At 40.7% G+C, this 19706-nt stretch carries 20 protein-coding genes; 12 read left to right on the forward strand and 8 right to left on the reverse strand.

Going from position 1 to position 19706, the window contains the following annotated elements:
* Positions 1-394 precede the first annotated feature (394 nt).
* The gene (locus H6G97_RS31210) at positions 395-535 is read right to left on the reverse strand and encodes a toprim domain-containing protein (protein WP_190944372.1); all 141 of its coding nucleotides are present in this window, start codon (positions 533-535) and stop codon (positions 395-397) included.
* 333 nt (positions 536-868) lie between these two features.
* Between H6G97_RS31210 and H6G97_RS31215 the strand changes: the two genes are divergently transcribed.
* From H6G97_RS31215 to H6G97_RS31245, 7 genes are all read left to right on the forward strand, one after another.
* Positions 869-2212, forward strand: coding sequence for a GAF domain-containing sensor histidine kinase (locus H6G97_RS31215; RefSeq protein WP_190944373.1), 1344 nt, complete (start codon positions 869-871; stop codon positions 2210-2212).
* Between the two features lie 17 nt (positions 2213-2229).
* A complete protein-coding gene (locus H6G97_RS31220; RefSeq protein WP_190944374.1) occupies positions 2230-2592 on the forward strand; it encodes a hypothetical protein in 363 nt (120 codons plus the stop codon).
* 656 nt (positions 2593-3248) lie between these two features.
* Positions 3249-3839, forward strand: coding sequence for a ParA family protein (locus H6G97_RS31225; protein WP_190944375.1), 591 nt, complete (start codon positions 3249-3251; stop codon positions 3837-3839).
* Positions 3839-4408: a hypothetical protein gene (locus H6G97_RS31230; protein WP_190944376.1), complete on the forward strand. Its 570-nt coding sequence runs from the start codon at positions 3839-3841 to the stop codon at positions 4406-4408. The genes H6G97_RS31225 and H6G97_RS31230 overlap by 1 nt, the downstream gene beginning before the upstream one ends.
* A gap of 94 nt (positions 4409-4502) precedes the next feature.
* A complete protein-coding gene (locus tag H6G97_RS31235; RefSeq protein ID WP_190944377.1) occupies positions 4503-4829 on the forward strand; it encodes a hypothetical protein in 327 nt (108 codons plus the stop codon).
* Positions 4830-5245: 416 nt separating this feature from the next.
* The gene (locus tag H6G97_RS31240; protein ID WP_190944378.1) at positions 5246-6214 is read left to right on the forward strand and encodes a ParM/StbA family protein; all 969 of its coding nucleotides are present in this window, start codon (positions 5246-5248) and stop codon (positions 6212-6214) included.
* A gap of 10 nt (positions 6215-6224) precedes the next feature.
* The gene (locus tag H6G97_RS31245) at positions 6225-6512 is read left to right on the forward strand and encodes a hypothetical protein (protein WP_190944379.1); all 288 of its coding nucleotides are present in this window, start codon (positions 6225-6227) and stop codon (positions 6510-6512) included.
* A gap of 448 nt (positions 6513-6960) precedes the next feature.
* Here the strand turns inward: H6G97_RS31245 and H6G97_RS31250 are convergent, their stop codons facing one another.
* Both H6G97_RS31250 and H6G97_RS31255 read right to left on the reverse strand, forming a co-directional pair.
* A complete protein-coding gene (locus H6G97_RS31250; RefSeq protein WP_190944380.1) occupies positions 6961-7263 on the reverse strand; it encodes a hypothetical protein in 303 nt (100 codons plus the stop codon).
* Positions 7263-7730 carry a hypothetical protein gene (locus tag H6G97_RS31255; RefSeq protein ID WP_190944381.1) on the reverse strand — a complete coding sequence of 156 codons (468 nt, stop codon included), beginning with the start codon at positions 7728-7730 and terminating at the stop codon, positions 7263-7265. The genes H6G97_RS31250 and H6G97_RS31255 overlap by 1 nt, the downstream gene beginning before the upstream one ends.
* A 305-nt stretch (positions 7731-8035) precedes the next feature.
* On the opposite strand from H6G97_RS31255, the gene H6G97_RS31260 reads away from it, so the two are divergent.
* Both H6G97_RS31260 and H6G97_RS31265 read left to right on the forward strand, forming a co-directional pair.
* Positions 8036-8281 carry a hypothetical protein gene (locus tag H6G97_RS31260; RefSeq protein WP_190944382.1) on the forward strand — a complete coding sequence of 82 codons (246 nt, stop codon included), beginning with the start codon at positions 8036-8038 and terminating at the stop codon, positions 8279-8281.
* A 198-nt stretch (positions 8282-8479) separates the two neighbouring features.
* Positions 8480-8821 carry a hypothetical protein gene (locus H6G97_RS31265; RefSeq protein ID WP_069074522.1) on the forward strand — a complete coding sequence of 114 codons (342 nt, stop codon included), beginning with the start codon at positions 8480-8482 and terminating at the stop codon, positions 8819-8821.
* A gap of 266 nt (positions 8822-9087) precedes the next feature.
* Here the strand turns inward: H6G97_RS31265 and H6G97_RS31270 are convergent, their stop codons facing one another.
* On the reverse strand, positions 9088-13911 hold the full coding sequence (locus H6G97_RS31270; RefSeq protein ID WP_190944383.1) for a hypothetical protein: 4824 nt from the start codon (positions 13909-13911) through the stop codon (positions 9088-9090).
* Positions 13912-13958: 47 nt separating this feature from the next.
* On the opposite strand from H6G97_RS31270, the gene H6G97_RS31275 reads away from it, so the two are divergent.
* On the forward strand, positions 13959-14402 hold the full coding sequence (locus H6G97_RS31275) for a hypothetical protein (RefSeq protein WP_338421872.1): 444 nt from the start codon (positions 13959-13961) through the stop codon (positions 14400-14402).
* A gap of 382 nt (positions 14403-14784) precedes the next feature.
* Here H6G97_RS31275 and H6G97_RS31280 read toward each other — a convergent pair whose 3' ends face one another.
* From H6G97_RS31280 to H6G97_RS31295, 4 genes are all read right to left on the reverse strand, one after another.
* The gene (locus tag H6G97_RS31280) at positions 14785-15159 is read right to left on the reverse strand and encodes a hypothetical protein (RefSeq protein ID WP_190944384.1); all 375 of its coding nucleotides are present in this window, start codon (positions 15157-15159) and stop codon (positions 14785-14787) included.
* Positions 15160-15408: 249 nt separating this feature from the next.
* Positions 15409-15918: a hypothetical protein gene (locus H6G97_RS31285; protein ID WP_242055461.1), complete on the reverse strand. Its 510-nt coding sequence runs from the start codon at positions 15916-15918 to the stop codon at positions 15409-15411.
* Between the two features lie 155 nt (positions 15919-16073).
* Entirely contained in the window at positions 16074-17270 is a 1197-nt protein-coding gene (locus tag H6G97_RS31290) for a ParM/StbA family protein (RefSeq protein ID WP_190944385.1), read from the reverse strand.
* On the reverse strand, positions 17267-17809 hold the full coding sequence (locus H6G97_RS31295; protein WP_190944386.1) for a hypothetical protein: 543 nt from the start codon (positions 17807-17809) through the stop codon (positions 17267-17269). The genes H6G97_RS31290 and H6G97_RS31295 overlap by 4 nt, the downstream gene beginning before the upstream one ends.
* 406 nt (positions 17810-18215) lie before the next feature.
* Between H6G97_RS31295 and mobV the strand changes: the two genes are divergently transcribed.
* Positions 18216-19331: a MobV family relaxase gene (mobV, locus tag H6G97_RS31300; protein ID WP_338421873.1), complete on the forward strand. Its 1116-nt coding sequence runs from the start codon at positions 18216-18218 to the stop codon at positions 19329-19331.
* Positions 19291-19706: DUF3991 domain-containing protein (locus H6G97_RS55515; protein WP_338421874.1), on the forward strand; the 416-nt coding region annotated here is incomplete at its 3' end. The genes mobV and H6G97_RS55515, both read left to right, overlap by 41 nt.

The raw sequence follows: 19706 nt of genomic DNA on the forward strand, positions 1-19706 counted from the left end.
TGGCCTTGCTTTTCACTGACATTACTTACTCTTGGCTCATCATCAATTTCATTTTTTCCGCTCCTGATTTTATCAAAGTTAAGGCTGACCACTAGAAATTGGTGCAAAGTAGAAAGTTCACCTTCAAAAACTTCGTATACGAATTATTCACGACTTCAATTATGTTGAGTCGTCCTCATGAACTACCGAAATTGCTAAATGGCATTGCGAATGAGATTACAATTCAGCAAGAGTAGCGATCGCCGCAGTGGGTCAAATTGAGGTGACTTGAAAATATAGAGGCTGAAATCTCCTTGCACTGACTACATGAAGTCATTCCCCTTAAAGAACTCAAATCCTCCTCATGCCTCGGCTCTTGCCTTAACTGCTGCCCATAAACTATAAGCTGCTGATTTCAATCGTCAGCTTTGCACTTGATCCTCTTGGACTGTGGCAGTAATTCCTTGGCAGCCCGTGCAGCTGCATTACCAGAATCATCCGAGTCAAAAGCTATTCTATCGTTTTCAGAATGTACAGCCGAAAAATTTTCTCCCATGATGGTATTGCACGATTCCTTGCTTGATTACAGTGGTAGACCTTAACTTACTGTTTTAGCTAAAAATAGGTAATTACCCGGAGATTGAGTTGAAATCAATTTTGTTAGTATGAAATTATACGAGTAAACTTCCCAAAAATTGAGTCAAGGTTATTTGATTTTGCCTTTAATCTTACATGACATCACCGAGCGCAAGCAGGCGAAGCTGCTTTTAGACAGAAGCCTTGAAGAAAATACTAGCCGTGTTTCGAGTTTATTCGTTGTGTAGCGTGGATCTGGGTAATTATGACGGGTGGTATCTTTTTTTATGGTCTCCCATTAGAACGTCTAAATATGGAGTTTGAACGCCAGGTACAAGAGCGAATAGCTCAGTTGCAGCAAGCACTGGACTTTGAAGTAAGACTCAAACGGATCACTGAGCAAATTCGCAACAGTCTAGACGAAAATCAGATATTGCAAGTGGTTGTGCAAGAATTAACCCTGGTGCTAAGTACAATCTCCTGCCATACAGCTTCCTATAACCTCGGATCTGCCACTTCCACTGTCCGTTATCAGTACACAATCTCTGAACATGAAATTATTGCCTCGTCACTTCCATCTGTTGGTCAGGTAGTTTTCATGAACGCTTTCCCTGAAGTGTACCGTCAGCTTCTGCAAGGTGAGCATTTCCAATTCTGTGAAATAGATGTCAGCACGGTTTGCAAGCCGTTGGCAATTTTAGCTTGCCCCATTATTGACAATCAAGCCATTTTAGGAGACCTTTGGCTATTCAAACAGAAAACGGATGCCTTTAATGAGCTAGAGATCCGGCTGGTGCAGCAGGTCGCAAATCAATGTACTTTTGCTATTCGTCAAGCCCGTTTTTATCAGGCATCTCAACAGCGAATTGAGGAACTTGAACGATTAAATCATCTCAAAGATGATTTCGTAAGTACAGTTTCACATGAGTTACGCACACCCATGACTAACATGAGAATGGCGATTGAGATGTTAGAAGCTATTTTGAAACAATCACAGACACTTGAAGCTAAACACATTACTGCTACTCGCTATCTGCGAATTTTACGAGATGAGTGCCAGCGAGAAATGAGTCTGATTAATGACCTGCTGGATTTAACTCGTCTTGATATCAAAACCGAACCATTAGTGCTGACTACCAAGAATCTTAGTGCATGGATTCTTCAGATTCTTGAACCTTTTGAAGAACGATTTCGTACTCAGCAGCAACAACTGCACATAGATATTCCAACTGAAATACCTGCCTTAACTACTGATTTCTTCCAATTAGAGGGTATTTTAGTGGAGCTATTCAACAATGCTTACAAATATACTCCTGCCAACGAAACTATTGCAGTATTGCTACGTGCCACACCGTCAGCTTTGCGATTAAGCGTGAGCAATTCTGGTGTAGAAATTTCGACAGATGAACTTGCTCATATCTTCGATAAATTCTACCGCATTCCCAGTCATAACCCTTGGAAGCATAAAGGAACAGGATTGGGGCTGGCATTGCTTCGTAAGCGAGTGGAACAACTTCAAAGCACCATTATTGTGTCTAGTGAGCAGAAGTGGATCACCTTTACACTGCAAATTCCTTGGAGCATAGAGCAGGATCACTCACTAGCAGATTCGATCAAGTCTGGGGAGAGTCGCGGACAGTTGAGCAACGGCGCATAGACGATCGCATCTTAGATATGCCCCGCCCAAGGGCAAGACTTTTCGAGACTGAGTTTGAGGAAAATCTGCCTCGAATCAGTAAACTCCATAAAAAGCACATACAAAATGGTTTGTACTACTGGAAGTTTGTCTACAACTGGATGATTCCCGAAGAAAAGGCCAAGCTCGATATCGTTAATGCAATTTTGCCTAACGGGAGGAGGAAGTACAAAATACACCAAATGCTGTCGAAAGAAACAAAGGAGAGGTTATCTCCTCATGTTATATCAGTCCTGGTTCTGATGAAGTCGGCTAACTCGGTGGCAGAACTAAGGCGGCTGGTGCAGTGGCAGTACGGAATAGATCAGCCTAATCTGTTTGATGGTTGGAATGTGGAATAGTTGACGTAAGTTCTGCGGTAAGCTGACAACAGTTTACCGCAATCTTGTGTGAGCTTTAAAATGGCATTCCAGCAATATGGAGCTTTGGTTTTTCAGAGTTTCGCTATATCAGAGTTTTGCATACGTGAAAATAACATCATTGTTTAACCTCGGTTTGAGAAAACCTCTAATGGCATTCCAGCAATATGGAGCTTTGGTTTTTCAGAGTTTCGCTATATCAGAATTTTGCATACGTGAAAATAACATCATTGTTTAACCTCGGTTTGAGAAAACCTCTAATGGCATTCCAGAAATATGGAGCTTTGGTTTTTCAGAGTTTCGCTATATCAGAGTTTTGCATACGTGAAAATAACATCATTGTTTAACCTCGGTTTGAGAAAACCTATAATGGCATTCCAGAAATATGGAGCTTTGGTTTTTCAGAGTTTCGCTATATCAGAATTTTGCATACGCGAAAATAATCAAATTACTTGGCAGAACAAATCTTAATTTTGTAATTTTTGATATAGTGCTATTTTAGCATATTGGAATTTTGCATACGCGAAACTACAAAATACTGAAATTGTGAAAAACTAAATTTTTAAAGTTGTATAATTTCACTATTTCGCTAACATACGCTATAAGTCTAAGCTCTAATTCAGCAAAAGGAACCAATAGTGATTATTACAGTGGCTAGTTTCAAAGGTGGAGTAGGCAAGACAACAACGGCTGTTCACTTAGCAGCTTATTTAAACCGAAAGGGGGCAGCTTTACTTGTTGATGGTGATCAGAACCGTTCTGCTATGACATGGGCTGCACCAGGGAAACTACCATTCAAGGTAGTCACTGATATTCAGATGCCTAAATATATTCGTCAGTTTGAGCATATTATAATTGACACCCAAGCCCGACCAACCAAAGAAGACCTTGAAGAGCTAGCTGACTCTTGTGATCTTCTTATCTTGCCAACGACACCAAAAGCTTTAGATTTGGATGCTCTTTTAAGAACAATTGAAATCTTGCACCAGATGAAATCCAATTTTAAAGTTTTACTAACGATGGTTCCACCACCACCAAGCCAGTCTGGGAAGGAGGCAAAAGAAATGCTTTTAGCTGAAAATATTCCTATTTTTAAAGCTGAAATTAAGCGCCTAGTAGCTTTTGAGAGAGCGCCTTTAGAGGGTGTTATCGTCAAAGATTACCCTGACCCAAGAGCAGATGCTGCTTGGGCTGGGTATGAAGAACTTGGAAAGGAGATAATGGTCTAATGACACAAGAAAAACCAGCAGGTGGTCGCTTTGCAAGCCTTCGAGCATTGCGAGAACAGCGTACAGAAGAACCACTTGAACCGCAAGAATCGCTCGAAGCACAAGAAGTACTTGAACCACAAGAAGTACTTGAACCACAAGAAGTACTTGAACCACAAGAATTACCTGAACCACAAGAATTACTTCAAGAGCAAGAAATAGAACAAGCTAGTTTATTACAAACAGATGTAACAGACAAAACAGAGAAAGGCTTGAAAGAGATACCAGAGGCAACGAAGCTTCAACCAGTTGTAGCAAAGAAAACAAAAAGCAACCTGCCTCAGAAAAATAAAACTGTACCTCAAGATGAAAAGCGTGGGCCAGGACGGCCTGCTGGTCGTCGGAGCAATCCCGACTATACTCAAATTTCTGCATATATTCCTTTGGATATGTTATTAGAAGTTCAAGATGTTTTAGCAGAGGAAAGAAAAGAATTGAGAAAGCGAACACCGCGCCCTGTAAGCGATTTAGTAGAAGAACTATTAGGAACATGGCTGAAAAAGCAAAAATCTAGTAAATCAGATAGATGAAAAACTGAAATTTCATATTTTTGCGTATGCAAAATTCTGAAGTCTTTCATTCCTAATCTTTAAGCAAAACATTGAAACATGAACGAATACTTCAGTGGTGAATCCGAATGAATCGAAACCGCCAGGAGCAGTTGTTGGACTAGATGACCAAGGGTTATGGTGCCATACTTTACCGTTGCGGCTAAGTGTTGATGAAGTTGAACAACACAAAAGACCTCAAGAAGAGGCTGGAAAACCTGAATTGGTGAAAGATATAAATTACAAACTAACCTATGAGTGGGTAATTCTCACTACTACACTACCTGCTAATTATGATGTTTATCGCCAAGTAGTAAAAGCTTACCCCCAAAAAATTCCTTTGGAATTAACTTTGGGTGTGAATGATAATTCAGTTGAGAAAGCTGAACCTGTAAGCAAGTGATAACGCACTCGTTACATAGTCAGCAAGAAGTTAGAGATCAAGACTGAATTGCTTTTCAACAAAAAATTGATAGTAAAGTATAAATCAAAGAGTCAACGATGATCTAATTTAATTTCTGCTGCGTTGATAAAAAAGATTTCAGAAATTCTTAGTAGGGGTTACATAGGGGCTATATATACCCCAGCAACAGACCAACACTTTGATGATATTTTGACCCCTATATAGGATACATATAGGTGCTAATTGGGGCATATCTGACTAATTGACATTTTGTGCCCCACTTAGCCCCCAAGGGGATATGATAAGCTCTTGAGGCTGGACAAAAAGGGGTAGTTATTTTATTCTTCTCTACCTCTGCTTCTCCAAATCATCTGAACAGATAATTTTTACAAATTAAAGTGTATTACTTGGAGCCTATGTCAAACATTCACACGTTACAAAAAATTTTTCCTGCGGGTTTCGATAACGGTTATGGAAGTCTGAAACTTTTAGTCGAAGGATTTAAAGTAGTTCGTGTCCCCAGCTATATAACTAATGCCGAGATGGAGGATGTTCCAGGACGTGTAGTTTTTAACGGTACTGCTTATACAGTTGGAGAGTCTGCTTACCGGACAGGGAATTATTTTGACCGCAACACAGACAATAATGAAAATAAAGTCAATAATGCGTTGTTGACTTTATTGGGTGCATTGGCACATCTCCCACACCGTAAGGCTTGGCACTTAAAGTTAGTCGTCAGTTTACATGATGTCGGTCTGGCTGAAGAATTGCAAAAAGTACTCAATGGAGAATATCAGCCAATACTTGCTGGCAAACAATCAGATGTAAAAGTAGAAGTGCTGAAAGTTGTGCTAGAAGGTATGGGTGCATTATTTGGGCATCCGCTACCCAAAAAATTAACCATTTTAGACTTTGGCAATGGTACGACCTTGTATTCTCGTTATAACCAAGGGAAACGAGAAGTTCACACTGCCTACCCTATCGGTGTAGAAGTTCTCATCGATGATATCTCCCAAAAAATGAAACATTTAAATGGAGGAAAAATCGGAGATCCTTCCATTATCCGATTTTGTTTGGAAATGGGGCATACCAGGTATAACCGTGACATCGATATCAAAGATGTATACAGTGCAAGTCTTAAAGATTGGTATCAAAAATACTTGAAGAAAGTGGTGAATCTGACACTTGATGCCAAGCACCAGGGGGATGAAATCTGGGCGATTGGTGGAGGTTGCCTCTTACCAGGATTTAAAAAGCTGTTGGAGAAAAACGGCTTTAAAATCCTGGACAATCCGGTAGAAGCCAACGTCTCTGGACTTCTAGAGATGGCAAAAACCATCACCAGCAAGAACCCAACTACTACATCTGGTACATCTGGAAAGTGAAGTTATAACAATGGCAGATAAAAAAAACTTAGCACCGGAAAAAGTTCGTCTCAAAGATAATTACCGAGAGCGCATATTTGCAGAATCGCAAAAACTAGATAAAAGTTACCTGGACACGATTTACTTTATAGTTGATTGCTATTTTGTTTTCATTAAGGCTGGATTACCTATACAACTTTTAGCAAACACTCCGATTAATACTGAGTCAAACCAACTTCCTTCAATAACTTCGACTCCATTTGCACAGGATAAAGAAGATTCTTCAGGGGAAACATTCAGCCTTGATTTTGATTTGTAACCGACAGAGGAAGTTGGCAACGGTAAAGAACGGGAATTAGCCTTAAAAGCGGTAAGAGGAATGGCACGCTTGTTAAGCGTAAATCTCTGGTATTCCTAGATCAAAGGGTGTGGAGAAGGAAAAAGGGTACAGGGTGTAGTGTGTAGGGAAGCAAGAATATGTTGTTCTATTTGATACACTAAAACGCAGTTTTCCTAACACACTCAGCTGCAACCCTACCCTCTACACCCTTCTTAGTGTGGGGAATTAAGAAGATGTTGAACTCCTTGACGCACTCGCATTCTATTGTCTGGAACACACAAAGCTGCAACCCACCCCCAACAAGATAGTCAGCAAGCAGGTTTCACATAAATCTAGCGTGCCATTCCATCAGTGAGAGCTAATTCATCAGCGTAGGCGTAGCCCGCCGCAGGCATCGCTTACGGTCGTCGTTCATGTCAGCACAAAGTTATTCTTCCTCCTCTTCCTCGTCATATTCATAATCAGCATAGTCTTTCCCATGCTGCTCGTACCACAGACGTTCTTCTTCAATAGCCGCCTCTCGCTGTATCCTTCTCCGTTCTGCCATCTCTGCTTCTAAGCGTTCTTGCGCTAATTTCTCCTTCTCAATTCTTTCTTTCAAAAGCCTTTCCCGCTCTTGGGTTTCTTGTTCTACCCTCTCCCTCTCAAGTCTGATTAATCGCTGCTCAACTCGTCCACAGTAAAAATCTAATGCTTTACCCGTCGCGGCTCCAGTACAGGTACCACCCACTAGAAAGATGAGTCCGGTATTAAGCCCTCAATCGGGCCACCGCTCCACTGCAAACTTTTCTGATTGAACCATACCAGCACAGAAAAGACAGAAATTCCAACTACTGTATTGATCAGCGCAAAAATTCTTGGTGTCATCTCAGTCTGGCGGAGAATTAGCCACTGTCCCAGCCAGAGTATTGCACCAAAAATCACCGCAGCGATCGCGCTCATGACCAAATGATCTGGATATCTGAACGGATCTAGCACCATATTAATAATTAATGGTACAAATATCAGCGCACAGAGCAAAAAGCCAATTAATAAGCCAACGACGCTTATCAAGCTCCAGTAGCGACCGAGATAACCAAGGCGGAACTCCAGTATCCACTCTTGTACGGGAAGCATTGTGACGTAAAACGCGATTCCTGCACTGACGTAATCGAGCATTGGCAGTTGTTTTACCTTTGTATTTAGCATATTTGGCATAGTAGGGTATTCGCCGAGATATGTGCAAAATCGGACACGTCGTAAAGTTTGGTAAAGTTTATTATCAAAAACCTTAATTTACCGTTGTTTCAGCCTCGACCTCAACTTGACCATTCAAATGAAAACATTCCCTAAAAGGGTTATTTATGGGCAAGTGTTAAGGACAAAAAGGGGTGGAAGCTCCCTCTGAAAAATCACCACTCAACGGCGGCGACCGCTACCCTCGACATATCTACCTTGCCTTTATCTGTAAGCTTTTATCATAAAGCTAGCTATTTGACAAGATATTTGTTATACTTATTTACATGAACAATGATTTCGACTTCAAATCTCCTGAGCTATTTGGTTCTGTTGTTTTCAGACCTGATTTTAATAGCTTTAAGACTATCAATGCTTCCCAAGCTTGGTCTTTATTCTTTACAGGTGGTAGAGAAGACAAAAAACTAGATTCTAACCCTCGAATAGGTCTTTTGTTTACTAGTATTTTGCTAGGTCTTAGTGTTTCTGGGTTCGCCAGCGCACTAATTACCCGGACAATATTTCCTGCTTAAGTGCTTGACTAGTAGCTAATACGAAATATAACTCTGAACCACCAACTTCTTGGTGGTTCAAATTTTTAGTATCTCTTCACTAATATCTTAGTAACGCCATAGTTTCGGCTAACCTACAAATCTTTTAAAGTCTGACTAACCTTGAGGATATCAGACAAATATTTATCTAAAATTTGGCAATTTAATCTAGGAGAATTCATGTTAGACTTTAACACCTTGACGGTATTTTCAAGCACTTACTGCATTGGTATTTGTGCTTTTCTAATCCCAGCCAACCTAATTGCTACCTCCTTAACAATAGGTTTGACATTATTGTGTCGTCCAGCTATTGAGATTTGGCGAAGTGCTGCAATTGCCAGTACCTTTGCTTTATTAATCATACTGCACGTATTTGCTTGGTTCATGATTGGAGTTGTCATGGCTCCCACATACATTTTATTGGGACTAGGAAGCATCTGTCTGGGAGCAAATTTCGGAGCCATTCTCCTATACAAACGCTTTGCAAATGCTTATGTAGCAATGAAAGTTGAATTTTCTTAAGTACACTCAGAAGTAACCCTTTATAGAGCAACCTTCTAGCCAACTTAGTTTTTCAAAAATCAAATCAATACTTAACCGCAAAAGTCAGGATTCATAACGATTCCGAGCTAAAAAATCAACTTGAACAATGGCTAAATAATTCGTAAGAATTCAGGAGTAATAATTCAGCTATTCTGAATTGTTAAAGAATTAAATAAAGCTTTGATAAATAAGTATCGTAGTTTTAATAAACTCCTTATATATTCTGGCTCCTGAATTCTTACAATTTATCTTTGTATGTCTATTTGTTGTGTTTGAGATTTAACTAATATTTTATCAATTTGAGTATTGACATCCTCAAAAGTTTGCAATATCTGTGGAGTTAGTTTATTAGTCTGCACCTGACCAGATTGCAAATTTAAAATTACCTCTCCATTTTTCTGCGAAATAGTTAAATCCCTCTGCTGGGTATTGAAAGCCAAGTCATAAATCTTTCCTATAACTTGAGTACCATTTTCATTAGACTTACCCCAGACCATACCAATCCTTTGAGCAATTTGAGTCAGCCGACTGATGGAATCAAGCTCAAATGTATCTTGATTCATTACTGCCAACGCTTCGGCTGATAATTGCTCACCAGCTTTAAACCCATTAGCCACTTCTACAATGCGTTTTTTGTAATTCTCCGACTTCCCTAACTTATCTGCGGCATTGTACCAATTTCTCAAGTCATTAATAGTAACTGTCGGGGGCTTCTCTACACTTAGAAGTTCGGTTTTCACACTATTACTAATGTTTGTTGTAGAAGGAGTAGTGGAGAGTAATGGAGTTATAGATTGGTTAGGTGGGGATAGTGCTGTTTGTTCTGGTGCTTTCAAAAACTGCGGTCGTGTGGCAAGGGAGCTAACTTTTTGCTGATACTCAAGAGTAGACTCAATAATTCCTCCAAACTTCTTGATCATGCTCGACAAAGTTTTGGCAGGGATGGAGCTATCAACTAAGTTAAATACCGCTAGACCTTTTTTAGTTTCCCTGATAACATCTTCTATTGGTACTTGTTGACATTCAACATTTTGAGCAGTTAACCATTTCGTCACAGTCTCAGCTTTCTGGTTATCAACAGCCAAGCCCATGATTCCAAGTTTTTTGTTTGATTCTGTAGAAAATAAGAAAGTAGGACGCTCTTTAATCTGATGTAGAATTTTCGCACTACTCTCAATCATCTCCTGCTGTTGAGGATTAACCGATTGAGTCCCAAAAGCCTGAAATTCCTTCGTCCATTTCTGGGGATATTCAACGGTATTAGGGTCAATTTGAGCGCAAATAACAGAAAAATTACTTTCAAGGATCGCGGGTGCGGGTGTAAGTTTTCCGGTTTTGAGCAGTCCAAGTTGTCTGAGCGCGCCTTTGTCTTTTTTGAAATGCAATACCCCCAAGGGTTCACCATTCAAAAACACGGCATCTCTGGTTTTTAAGGGTGGCAAATCGATAGTCAGTTTTCGGTAATCTTGATCATTGAATGTCTGACCAGAAAAATCATAAAAGTTAATTTTATTAATTTTGAGGAGATTCCCATTGGGAGACTCACCCAGGACAAAAGCTTGATCTCCTGTCTCAGAGATTGACGTGAGCTTTAATTTTAGGGGATTACCATTTTTGAGATAATTAATTTCTTTTAACTGTTGGGTAGAATCACTGTCTAACTCACCCAAAGTTTTGCCATCAAGTTTAATTTTTACTGTTTTGTCAGTCACCGGCACAGTACCAAATTCTAAGTTGATCGATTCGGCGTTAAAAACAAGTCCTGCATAAGAGAAGTTCTTGAGTTCACGGATAGTAATTTCAACCGACTCGTTTCCAGGCAGTCCAATAGTTGCTTTGGCAGTAGCAGGTTCTACCCCAATGAAATTAGCTTGCGCCTTTGAGCCAATTGGTAACATTCCAGCCCTGGTTTCGAGCATGGCGAATTCCTTATATTCGCCGTCAGCATCCTGTACAAACATTAGTCTGGAAACGTGGCGTTCATGTCCCGGTGGGTGGTGGCTAGCTCTGATTTCTATGGGGTGTTTTTCGTCTGGGTTCCACTTTCTGCCCAAAAATTGATTTGCTTCATTATGAAGTGTGACTAACTTCGGTTCAGTAAATTGCAATTTATCTAAGCGAGAGATAATCTCATTGGGGAAAGCAGCGAAAGCAAAATTGGAGACTTTTTTAGCGTAGACGCGGAGCGGCTTGTCGCTAGACATCGCCTGGGGGTTTGCGTTTTCTTTCCTTGCAACTTCGAGTTCATCCTGACGGGATGCACAGATATTCCAAGCGGCGGCGGCGGATGCAAGTTTTTCTGACTCTGGGATTTTCGCATAAAATGCTTCTGCTGCATCATTTGCCAAGGCAAAGAGTAGTTTAGTTTGGCTTCTAGTAAGTTCTGGTTTTAGTTCTAAGAGTTTAGCTCCCTGCATGGTCATCCCCGCCTTGAGGTTGTGGTCAGTCACAGATTGTTGGCTAACTGTCTCCAGGTTGCGGTAAGCGGGTTTTCCATCTGACCCAACCTCGTCATCTATCTGTGCAACTGCTAATAATTTATGGGGGCGTTCACTGTTTGTGAATTTAATCTCATCTAAGCGAATATTAAGTGTCTGGGCTTTCCAGATTAGGGGATGCCCGTAGCGGGTGAGGTTGGTAATTTCGAGTTGCGTTCCTGAATCCGTTTGAACAATTGCGCTAGGGCCAGACTCTGTTTCTCGCCGCCTTGAGGCACGAACCGCAGCGTTGAACTTCAGATCAAACTCGTATTTAGCGGCGATCGCTGCAAATTTTTGCTGTGGTGTAAATTCTACTCCTTTGAACAAGTCTTTAAACTGGACGATGGGACGCGATTCTAACTGTGATTCTTGGAAATATTTATTAGTTTGGCTAATCAATAATTCTACGGGTGAGTAGCCTTTTGGTATTATTCCTGTGTTTAAATAAGCTGACGAAGATTTCTTATCTTTAATATAATTAACATCACGATATAAGTAGCGGCTGTTTTCCCGGATTTTATCCATTTCAGGTTTTTTAGCACTTTTGAATAAATCAACCGCTATTTGGTTTTGATAACACCCCTCACCAATCATTTCTCGGTACATCAGGCGGTTAACATCCATCGCCTGTTGAATAATCTCTCTTCTTCTGTTAGGATTCTCTGCTAGAGCTACAACAGATTGCATGAAGGGTTTGTACTCTGGTCTAATTGGTTTGGGCTTCTCGCCATGTTCCTGTTCAAATAAACTTTGATAGTGCTTAGATACTTGGTCTAAATAAGTTGACTGTTGTTCTAAGTTACCGTAAGTTTTAAGTACCTCAATTTCCGATTCTAATGCCTCTAGTGCTGTCACTTGATTGTTGATTATGCCCACGCTGATGCTATCGCTCATGTGGATAGCGATTTTTTCAAATGGGGGCTGGCTTCCATCGGTGGGATCATAAAATGATTGTTTTTTCAGCTTAACGGTGGGCGAATAGGCGTTTTGGGGAAGATTTCTTCGCTCTGCCTCTGCTGTCAGATTAGGGTATAAGCTGGCTTTTGCTACACCAATGCAGTCACCATCGTAGTCTCGTGCTTGGCGTTCTGATTCGGTTTCTGCTGGGTCGATAAAATCAGCATCAACCCCTCGTGCTTCTAACTCTGTAATTCTGGCTTGTATGCGCTTGTGGTCTTCGTCATTAACTACAATTATGCCTTCTAAGGGTTCACCATCTGGCCCTAACTGATCCTTAACATATTTATTATTAGAAACACACAAACCATTAGAGTTGAGGAAAGGAGAACGGAAGTTAAGAATTTTTTCTTGCTCATCAAGCCAAGAGACACAAATTTCACCATTTTTGAGTTCCTTGGATGGAATAATCATCCCTCGGTCAAAAGTAAGCGTTTTCCCAATAGCAATATCTCGCCACTCACTTTGTACAAACCGATTTAATTCTTGTTTGACTTTCTCAGTTTCTAATAACTGCTGATGCCCTAGTAAATCGGCTTTAATGAGTTTGTACGTGAACAAGTCATCTTTAGTACTCTCATCATCCAACTCCTGATCTGCATCTAAGTCATCATTTGTCCCTAAGTTTTTAACACCTGTTTCTTCATTGGTGACTTCTGCTGTTTTTAATTTACTTTGACTCAATGATTCTTTACGTTTTTCGTATCTTTCACAATAGTAAGCAGCAACAATTCTCGGGTCATCTTTAATAGAGGCTAGTCTTTGAGCTTGTACCTCTAGTTCCTCAGCAAAATCTTTAATTCCTTGGGGAAAAGATGCCAGCAGTTGGGAGATAGACATCTGACCTTGTTGAGATTGTCCTTTTTCAGCTAACCAAATATTTTGCTGATATAATCCTGGTTGAATTTGAGGTTTAGTAGGGCCTTTGGGTCTATCCTTATCTGTTCCCTTAAAACTGCTTACGGGAAGAATTATATCGATTTTTGGTTCATTTTTAGAATTTGCATATTTTATTCTATCTAGTCTGTATGGTCGCAGTGTTCCTTTGCCAAAGCGATATTTAGTAGTATCTTCTCCAACTCCATCTACCCAACCAAATCGATGTTGAATTACACGATAGCTTTTATCTGCTTGGGATTCTCTTAAGGTTAGCAAGTCATAAAGTTGTGTTGAAATCTGCCCATAACAATCGCCAACTAATTTATATGCCAAATCATTCGATAATATCCCTCCATTTTCACCCCTGTTATCAGTAGAATCATCTACTACTAAAATGTTTAGCTTTTCGTGAATCGCATTTTTACAAGCCCCAAGGAAGATGGAACCATAAGCACCCCGGTCTTTACTATCTGGACAAATTTTTTGAATCGTTTTTAAACATTCTTTATCTCCATAAAGTAAGCGAGTCTTAGAAGACAGTAATAAAATTTGTCCATCTGGATGATTATTTAATTCTTCAGCAGTGCTGTATTCATCTGAATGTCCAAATGAGAACTCTTTGTCAGGAAAGTAAAATTCTAGTAAAGTATTACTGAGCTTTTCAGTTAAAATTGATTGAGAGTCAGTTCTGCTATTGTCTATATAGATCCACTGATTTAAACGAGGGTCAAAATGCTTTAATTCCAAAGTCATAAGATTTGAAATTTGATGAACATTAATTAAATTTTTGAGAGGTTTTTATGCCAAGGATTAAGCGTTGGATAAATATGAATAATGAAGAATTCAACCCAGATGGAAGTTTGAAAAGTGAAGCTCGGCAAGAAATGTTATCCAAAGGTGAAGATCCAGGAGCAATTGATAGTTATGCTCGTAGAGCAAAAGAAGAGTATGACGAGTGGAAGCACCTGGATGAGACTGATCCAGAGCCGTGGCCAATCTACACAGCCTACGATTTCTTCACTGAACAAGAAAAAAAGGAGTTTAACCCAGATGGTTCTCTCAGACCTGAATATGTAGAGTATGCTCAGAAAATTGGCATCAGTGAAAGTGCGCTAGAACAGCTTGAGTGGCGCAAGAAAATCGAGGTTGATGATTACAACAAAGTGTCTACTAAATACGCAGAAAAGGGCATTAATTTTGGTGCATGGCAGATGAGAAGAAGGATTGGAAACAGCAGAACATAGGTCCAACGTCGGCAGCAGATGGAACAAGACCTGCATAACTTTGAGGATGTTGACAGTTTGCCTTTCGACAAGGACACAGCATTTTAGGCGGGAGCGATGCAGAACGAGTGATAATATAAGCTGAAAGCATTATCAAACAGCGCTTTCAGCTTTTTAGTGACATCCTTTTAATGAGCTTGAACAGCAGGCAGGTTAGCAGCAGCCGATGGTTTGGCAGAGTGAAACGCCCCGTTAAAAAAAGGCAATCATTCCTAAGATGACAAAGACTGTAATGATTAATATGTGCAGTGAATTGAATGCCGAGCATTCTCTGACTACTTCAGCCCACATTACTTTCAGTTGGTCTTCCGTTGTCTGCTGGGCGAAAAAGCGAATTGTTTGGTTAATTGGCTTGCTGTTCTGTAGCTGGAGGGATTACCCCAGACGATCGCACAACTGACTTGTTGGAAGCGGCGGCAAGGAACGCAAACATTCCTAAAATAGCGAAGGACGTAATAATCACTTGCTGTACGGATGCAAAGACCGACTTTTCTTTCTCCTTTTGGACAGCGATGCGATTGATATTTTGCTGAAATGCCGACAAATATAGATAATCTAATACTTTCTCACACAGGGCAGGGTCTTCACCTATCTGTACTTTCTGGCACAGGAGAATTTCTAGATGCTCTCGGCGGCGATCACTTGTAGACAAATCGCGCTCGTCCCACAGTTTTGCCTGGGTTGTATCTAAAGGTCTATTAATACCTAATATAGTCATACTATGTCCTTCTTTAGTTGTTGAGTTAGTTGAGGGAACGGGTGTAATCCATAATTCAACTACACCCTAGTAGTTCGCTTTCGTGACGAAAGCGGGGTACTGGGTTTGGGGGAAGGTGGGGGGCCCACGAAGTAAAGGATTTGGGGCAGGGGGAAAGGGTTTAAATCCTTTTACCTTTCCCCAGTCTGAAAAAGCGCATTTTTGGGTTGGCAGACTGCTAGTGTGCTTTTTGAAAAGTGGAACTCATACCTAACTTAAGAAGTTTAAATATGCTTTCAAAAAAGAACTAGCTACGTTAGTACTGAAAAAATCGGTACTAAAGTAACTAGTAAAGTTAGCGAGTTTATGCTGTATTTCCCATTCCAAATCTGGTTGTAGAGATGGGGATAGAATCTGTGCTTTCGATGGTGGTTGGGGTGTATCCGACTCCAACGGGTTCGTCCCATCCTGGAATAATTCTTGTGCCAGAGTCCGCCCATCGCCGTCAATGTCACTACTCAAGAAATACTCCAAAACCTGCGGTGTAGCACCATCAATTGCTGCTTGTGCTAGTAGGGATTTGATGAATTGGGGAGATGCCTCACTATCAGCTAGTACCTTCAAGGTTTGCTCGGCATCTTGGATGGTCATTTTGGAGATATCCTTAACTCCAACTTCGTCCCAGACATCCCCAAAATACTGTCGATATTGCTGATTGAAGTCTTGCTCTTGGGCAAATCGTGATAATTCTTGTACCTGCAAATGTGTCATTTCAGCCATCTTAATTTGCCAATGTTAATTGTTCGCGCTTGTTACTGTTAGAGCGATCGCACTTTCAGATGAGGAAAGGTGCAAGTTGAAGCATATCTCTTACCAAGAGAGGCTTTTACGATGTTAGACAGATATTCTGTCTAACATCAAGTGCAAGATATGAGCTACACTCTATTGATAGAAGTGAGATGATTAACTGCTGGAGAATAAGAATCTGGTATTAATTTCTGTTTGCGCTCATAGCAAAAATTTTCATCCAGCATTCTCACATAACTAATATGAGTTGCCCAAACATCAGCCAGTCGCTCACCCAAGCCAACGGTATCTAATGATTTGGGAATAACTACTCCACCATTCCAAACGATAGGGATGCTTTCTGTTTGAAAATATTGTGTCAGTTCTCGACGCACAAACTCACCAGTACCACCACAGATGAGAACTTCGTCTAATGGTACATGGTTTTTCACCCACCGCAGCAATGCTCGACAGTATTCATCCCGAATCACTTCTAAAACTGATTTAAACAATTCTAAATCCGAGTTAATTCCTGATGGTGTATTCCTACGTGACAAATTTCGTAATGCAGTGAAATTACCTTTACTTGCTTCCACTAAAGCCGCCGCTATACACGGATCATCTTTCGATAGTCCTACGCTAGTACGTTCGACAAACTTTTGTAACACCCAATTCATCCCCAAGTCTGTCGATTCTTTCTTTGCTACTTTCCCTTTTTCTGAAAGGGTAAAACTGGCATTACGATGACCCAGCATTAACAATCCTATATTTTTTTGAGAAAATACATTCCCTAGAGCGCGATTTCTGTAAGAAATAATACCTGTTCCTTCAGGAAGATTTTTGAAGCTATTGACCTTAATTTTCATTCTTCCCGTTGGCGTTATTACTCCTTGCCTATAGTTTAAGACAAACTTTTTAGCCAAATCTTGTACATTCTTCTCTTCTCCAGGTGGTAGCAAAATCTGGAGAAACATTTCGTGAATATCTACATTTATTTGACGTTTAGCTAGCCACAACAAACCAGCAACCTTTGATAAGGCATATTCAGACTTCAAATCTTGCAGTGCCGCAGTTCCAGCAAACTCTCTTTTTGCAATACTCCCTAATACAGAATATTCCTGACCAATTCTCACCCAAGCGCTATCATCAGGCAGCGCATCTACAGTTAAATGTTTGGTTGAACCCTCTCCCACATCGGCAACTTCTGGACTCATCCACAATGCAAATGGCACTCCCGCCGGATAAATCTGGGCGATCGCTTTGGTTGAACTACCCCCCAAGTCTGCCGTCAGTATCAACTGTACGACTTGGCTTGATTTGTCCTGATTAGTATTTGTAGTTGTCATAAATTTTTATTACCGTTTGTTTCGTCAAATCCCAACAATTGAGTAGCCATTAACAAGTCTGGTGTCATTTTCAAGTCCATTAATCCCAAGTCATCATCAGATAGCAAGGATTCTTCCTGCTGACTTGTTTGCTCTAGTTCCTCTTGTTCTTCTTTCTCTTTGCAAATCGCATTTGTTGAGATTGGCAAGCTTTTTTCTAAAATCGATGATTTGTTCTGCTCTATTTGTTGTGGTGGCAAAATCGCACTACTATCTACTTCAAAAGAATTAGAAACCTTTTGCATTAAAATTCTAATCTTTACTAGCTTTCCTTCCAATTCCCCAATACTCGACAAGCAAGCTTCAATAAATTCCTCTTTACTTACCTTTCCCACTAATGCTTCTATTAGCCAGTAACTTGTCACTGCTTCCATTGTCAGTTCACCTGCCGACTTTTTTGAGCGATGATTCACCAAGTATTCAATAGTTCTTCCATCCCAAGAATCATGTCTCCGTTTTACTCTTGGCAGTTCAACGTCTTTGCTTCCCTGTTTGTCCATTTTAAAAAATCAGTACAGTTGTCTTATTGTTTACATTTGCAATACTTGATACAAAAATGAGTATTGCGGGTAGTCTAAATGAGTATTTAGGCGGAGAAATCCCCCTTTTCCTCTCAATTGCGTTTCCACTGTGTTTTTGCTGCGTTGCGCTTTTTCCCTCATTTATGAGTATCCGTGCGTAATTCGTACCCAAATTATTCACCGCTTAGAATCAGGCCACTAAATGCCTGGAGTCTTTGCTATGTAAGCACTTGAGCTAGTTAGGTATTAAAGTTCCTTCAAAAAGTCTTTCAAGCCGCTAAAATAATCGTACGTACTTACTACGACTATCTTCACTTTTTCGCATTTGAGCAATTTAGCTATTTTGGCGACTAGTCGCAATTGCTCCGATTTTGGGAAAATCAGCGTGATAACAAAATCATACCAAGTTTATCCAAGATGTGAAGCCATGAGCTACGCGATCGCGCGATTAAGAAAATTAAAGCGGGGGAACATATCAGGCAGTGCCTCTCACACTGCGCGAGAACGAGAAACCCCCAATGCAGATCCCACTCAAAAAAATATTCGGTTCATCGGTAGTCTTGACCCAGAGGAACGACTAGAGGATTTGGTACTAGCCAAAATTGCCGAAAATGAGCAGAGGCGAAAAATCCGCACTGATGCGGTTTATTGCGTAGAGTTACTGTTGAGTGCATCGCCTAGTTATTTCCGTCCCGACTGCCCAACTAATGCCGGTTACTATGAACCCCAAAAGCTGGATGACTGGGTGGAAGCGACTCACCAGTGGTTAGCGGATGAATATGGCAATCGCATTGTCCGCGCCGAGTTGCATTTAGATGAAGCCACCCCCCATATTCACGCTTATTTTGTGCCTTTGGATGATCAGGGACAGCTACGGTGCAATCATTTCTTTGACGGGCGGCAGAAAATTCATGAATTTCAGGATTCGTACTACAACACGATGCGGTTAATTGGACTAGAGCGCGGTATCAAAGGAAGCAGAGCAAAGCACCAGGACATCAAAGACTTTTACCGCATTGTGGAGGAGGGGCGTGACTTAGAAGTTGATGAGCTAAGTGCGGCGCAATTGAAGGCTAAAGCTGCCGACCGAGACAGGGCGAATCAACGTAAACAGGAAATGGAAGCTACAGCCAAAGCTCTCTCACTTGAAAATGAACAGTTACGGCGACGAATTGCACAATTAGAACAAGATAATCAATCAATAAAAAAACTTACCGAATGGTCAACTGATTTAGCTTTAGACGATGTTGCTTGGGAGTTGGGACTGTGGCGTAAAGGGAATGAATGGGTAGGAGGAAACCACATCATTAATATAGATGCCTCTCAATTTACTAACTTTGGCAATGGTTCTCATTTTGAAGGTAATGATGCAATTGGTTTGGTGAAACACGTTAATCAATGCAACCAAGTCCAAGCGATCGCATGGTTAGGGGAGCGATTTGGTGAAGTCGGCGCAAAACGTGCAGCGAGCGAGCGCTCATGCTCAAAAAGTTGCGGTTGACATTATCCAAACTCAACCAGCATCCCAATTCACCCCACCCGTTGAGGATAAAGCTAACTGGTCAGGCGTTGAACATTACCTAACCCAGAAACGAGGCATACCTTCTGATTGCGTACAAATGTTACATAACCAGGGTCTAGTTTATGCCGACTCAAAAGCAAATGTAGTGTTTGTGATGCGGGACTTGGAAGGGAATACCAAAGGGGCTTTCTTAGAAGGTACAACCAATAAATTTTCTGGTTATGAGTTAGGTACAGTTCGCCGTGATAGCTGGTTTTACTTTACTTTGGGGAAAAAGCCTAGTGATAAAACTAGCACTGCTGTACTGTCTGACTCTCCCATTGATGCCATTTCAGTAGCCATGCTGGAATATCT

The organism is Nostoc flagelliforme FACHB-838 (genome assembly GCF_014698065.1).
GTDB lineage: Bacteria > Cyanobacteriota > Cyanobacteriia > Cyanobacteriales > Nostocaceae > Nostoc > Nostoc flagelliforme_B.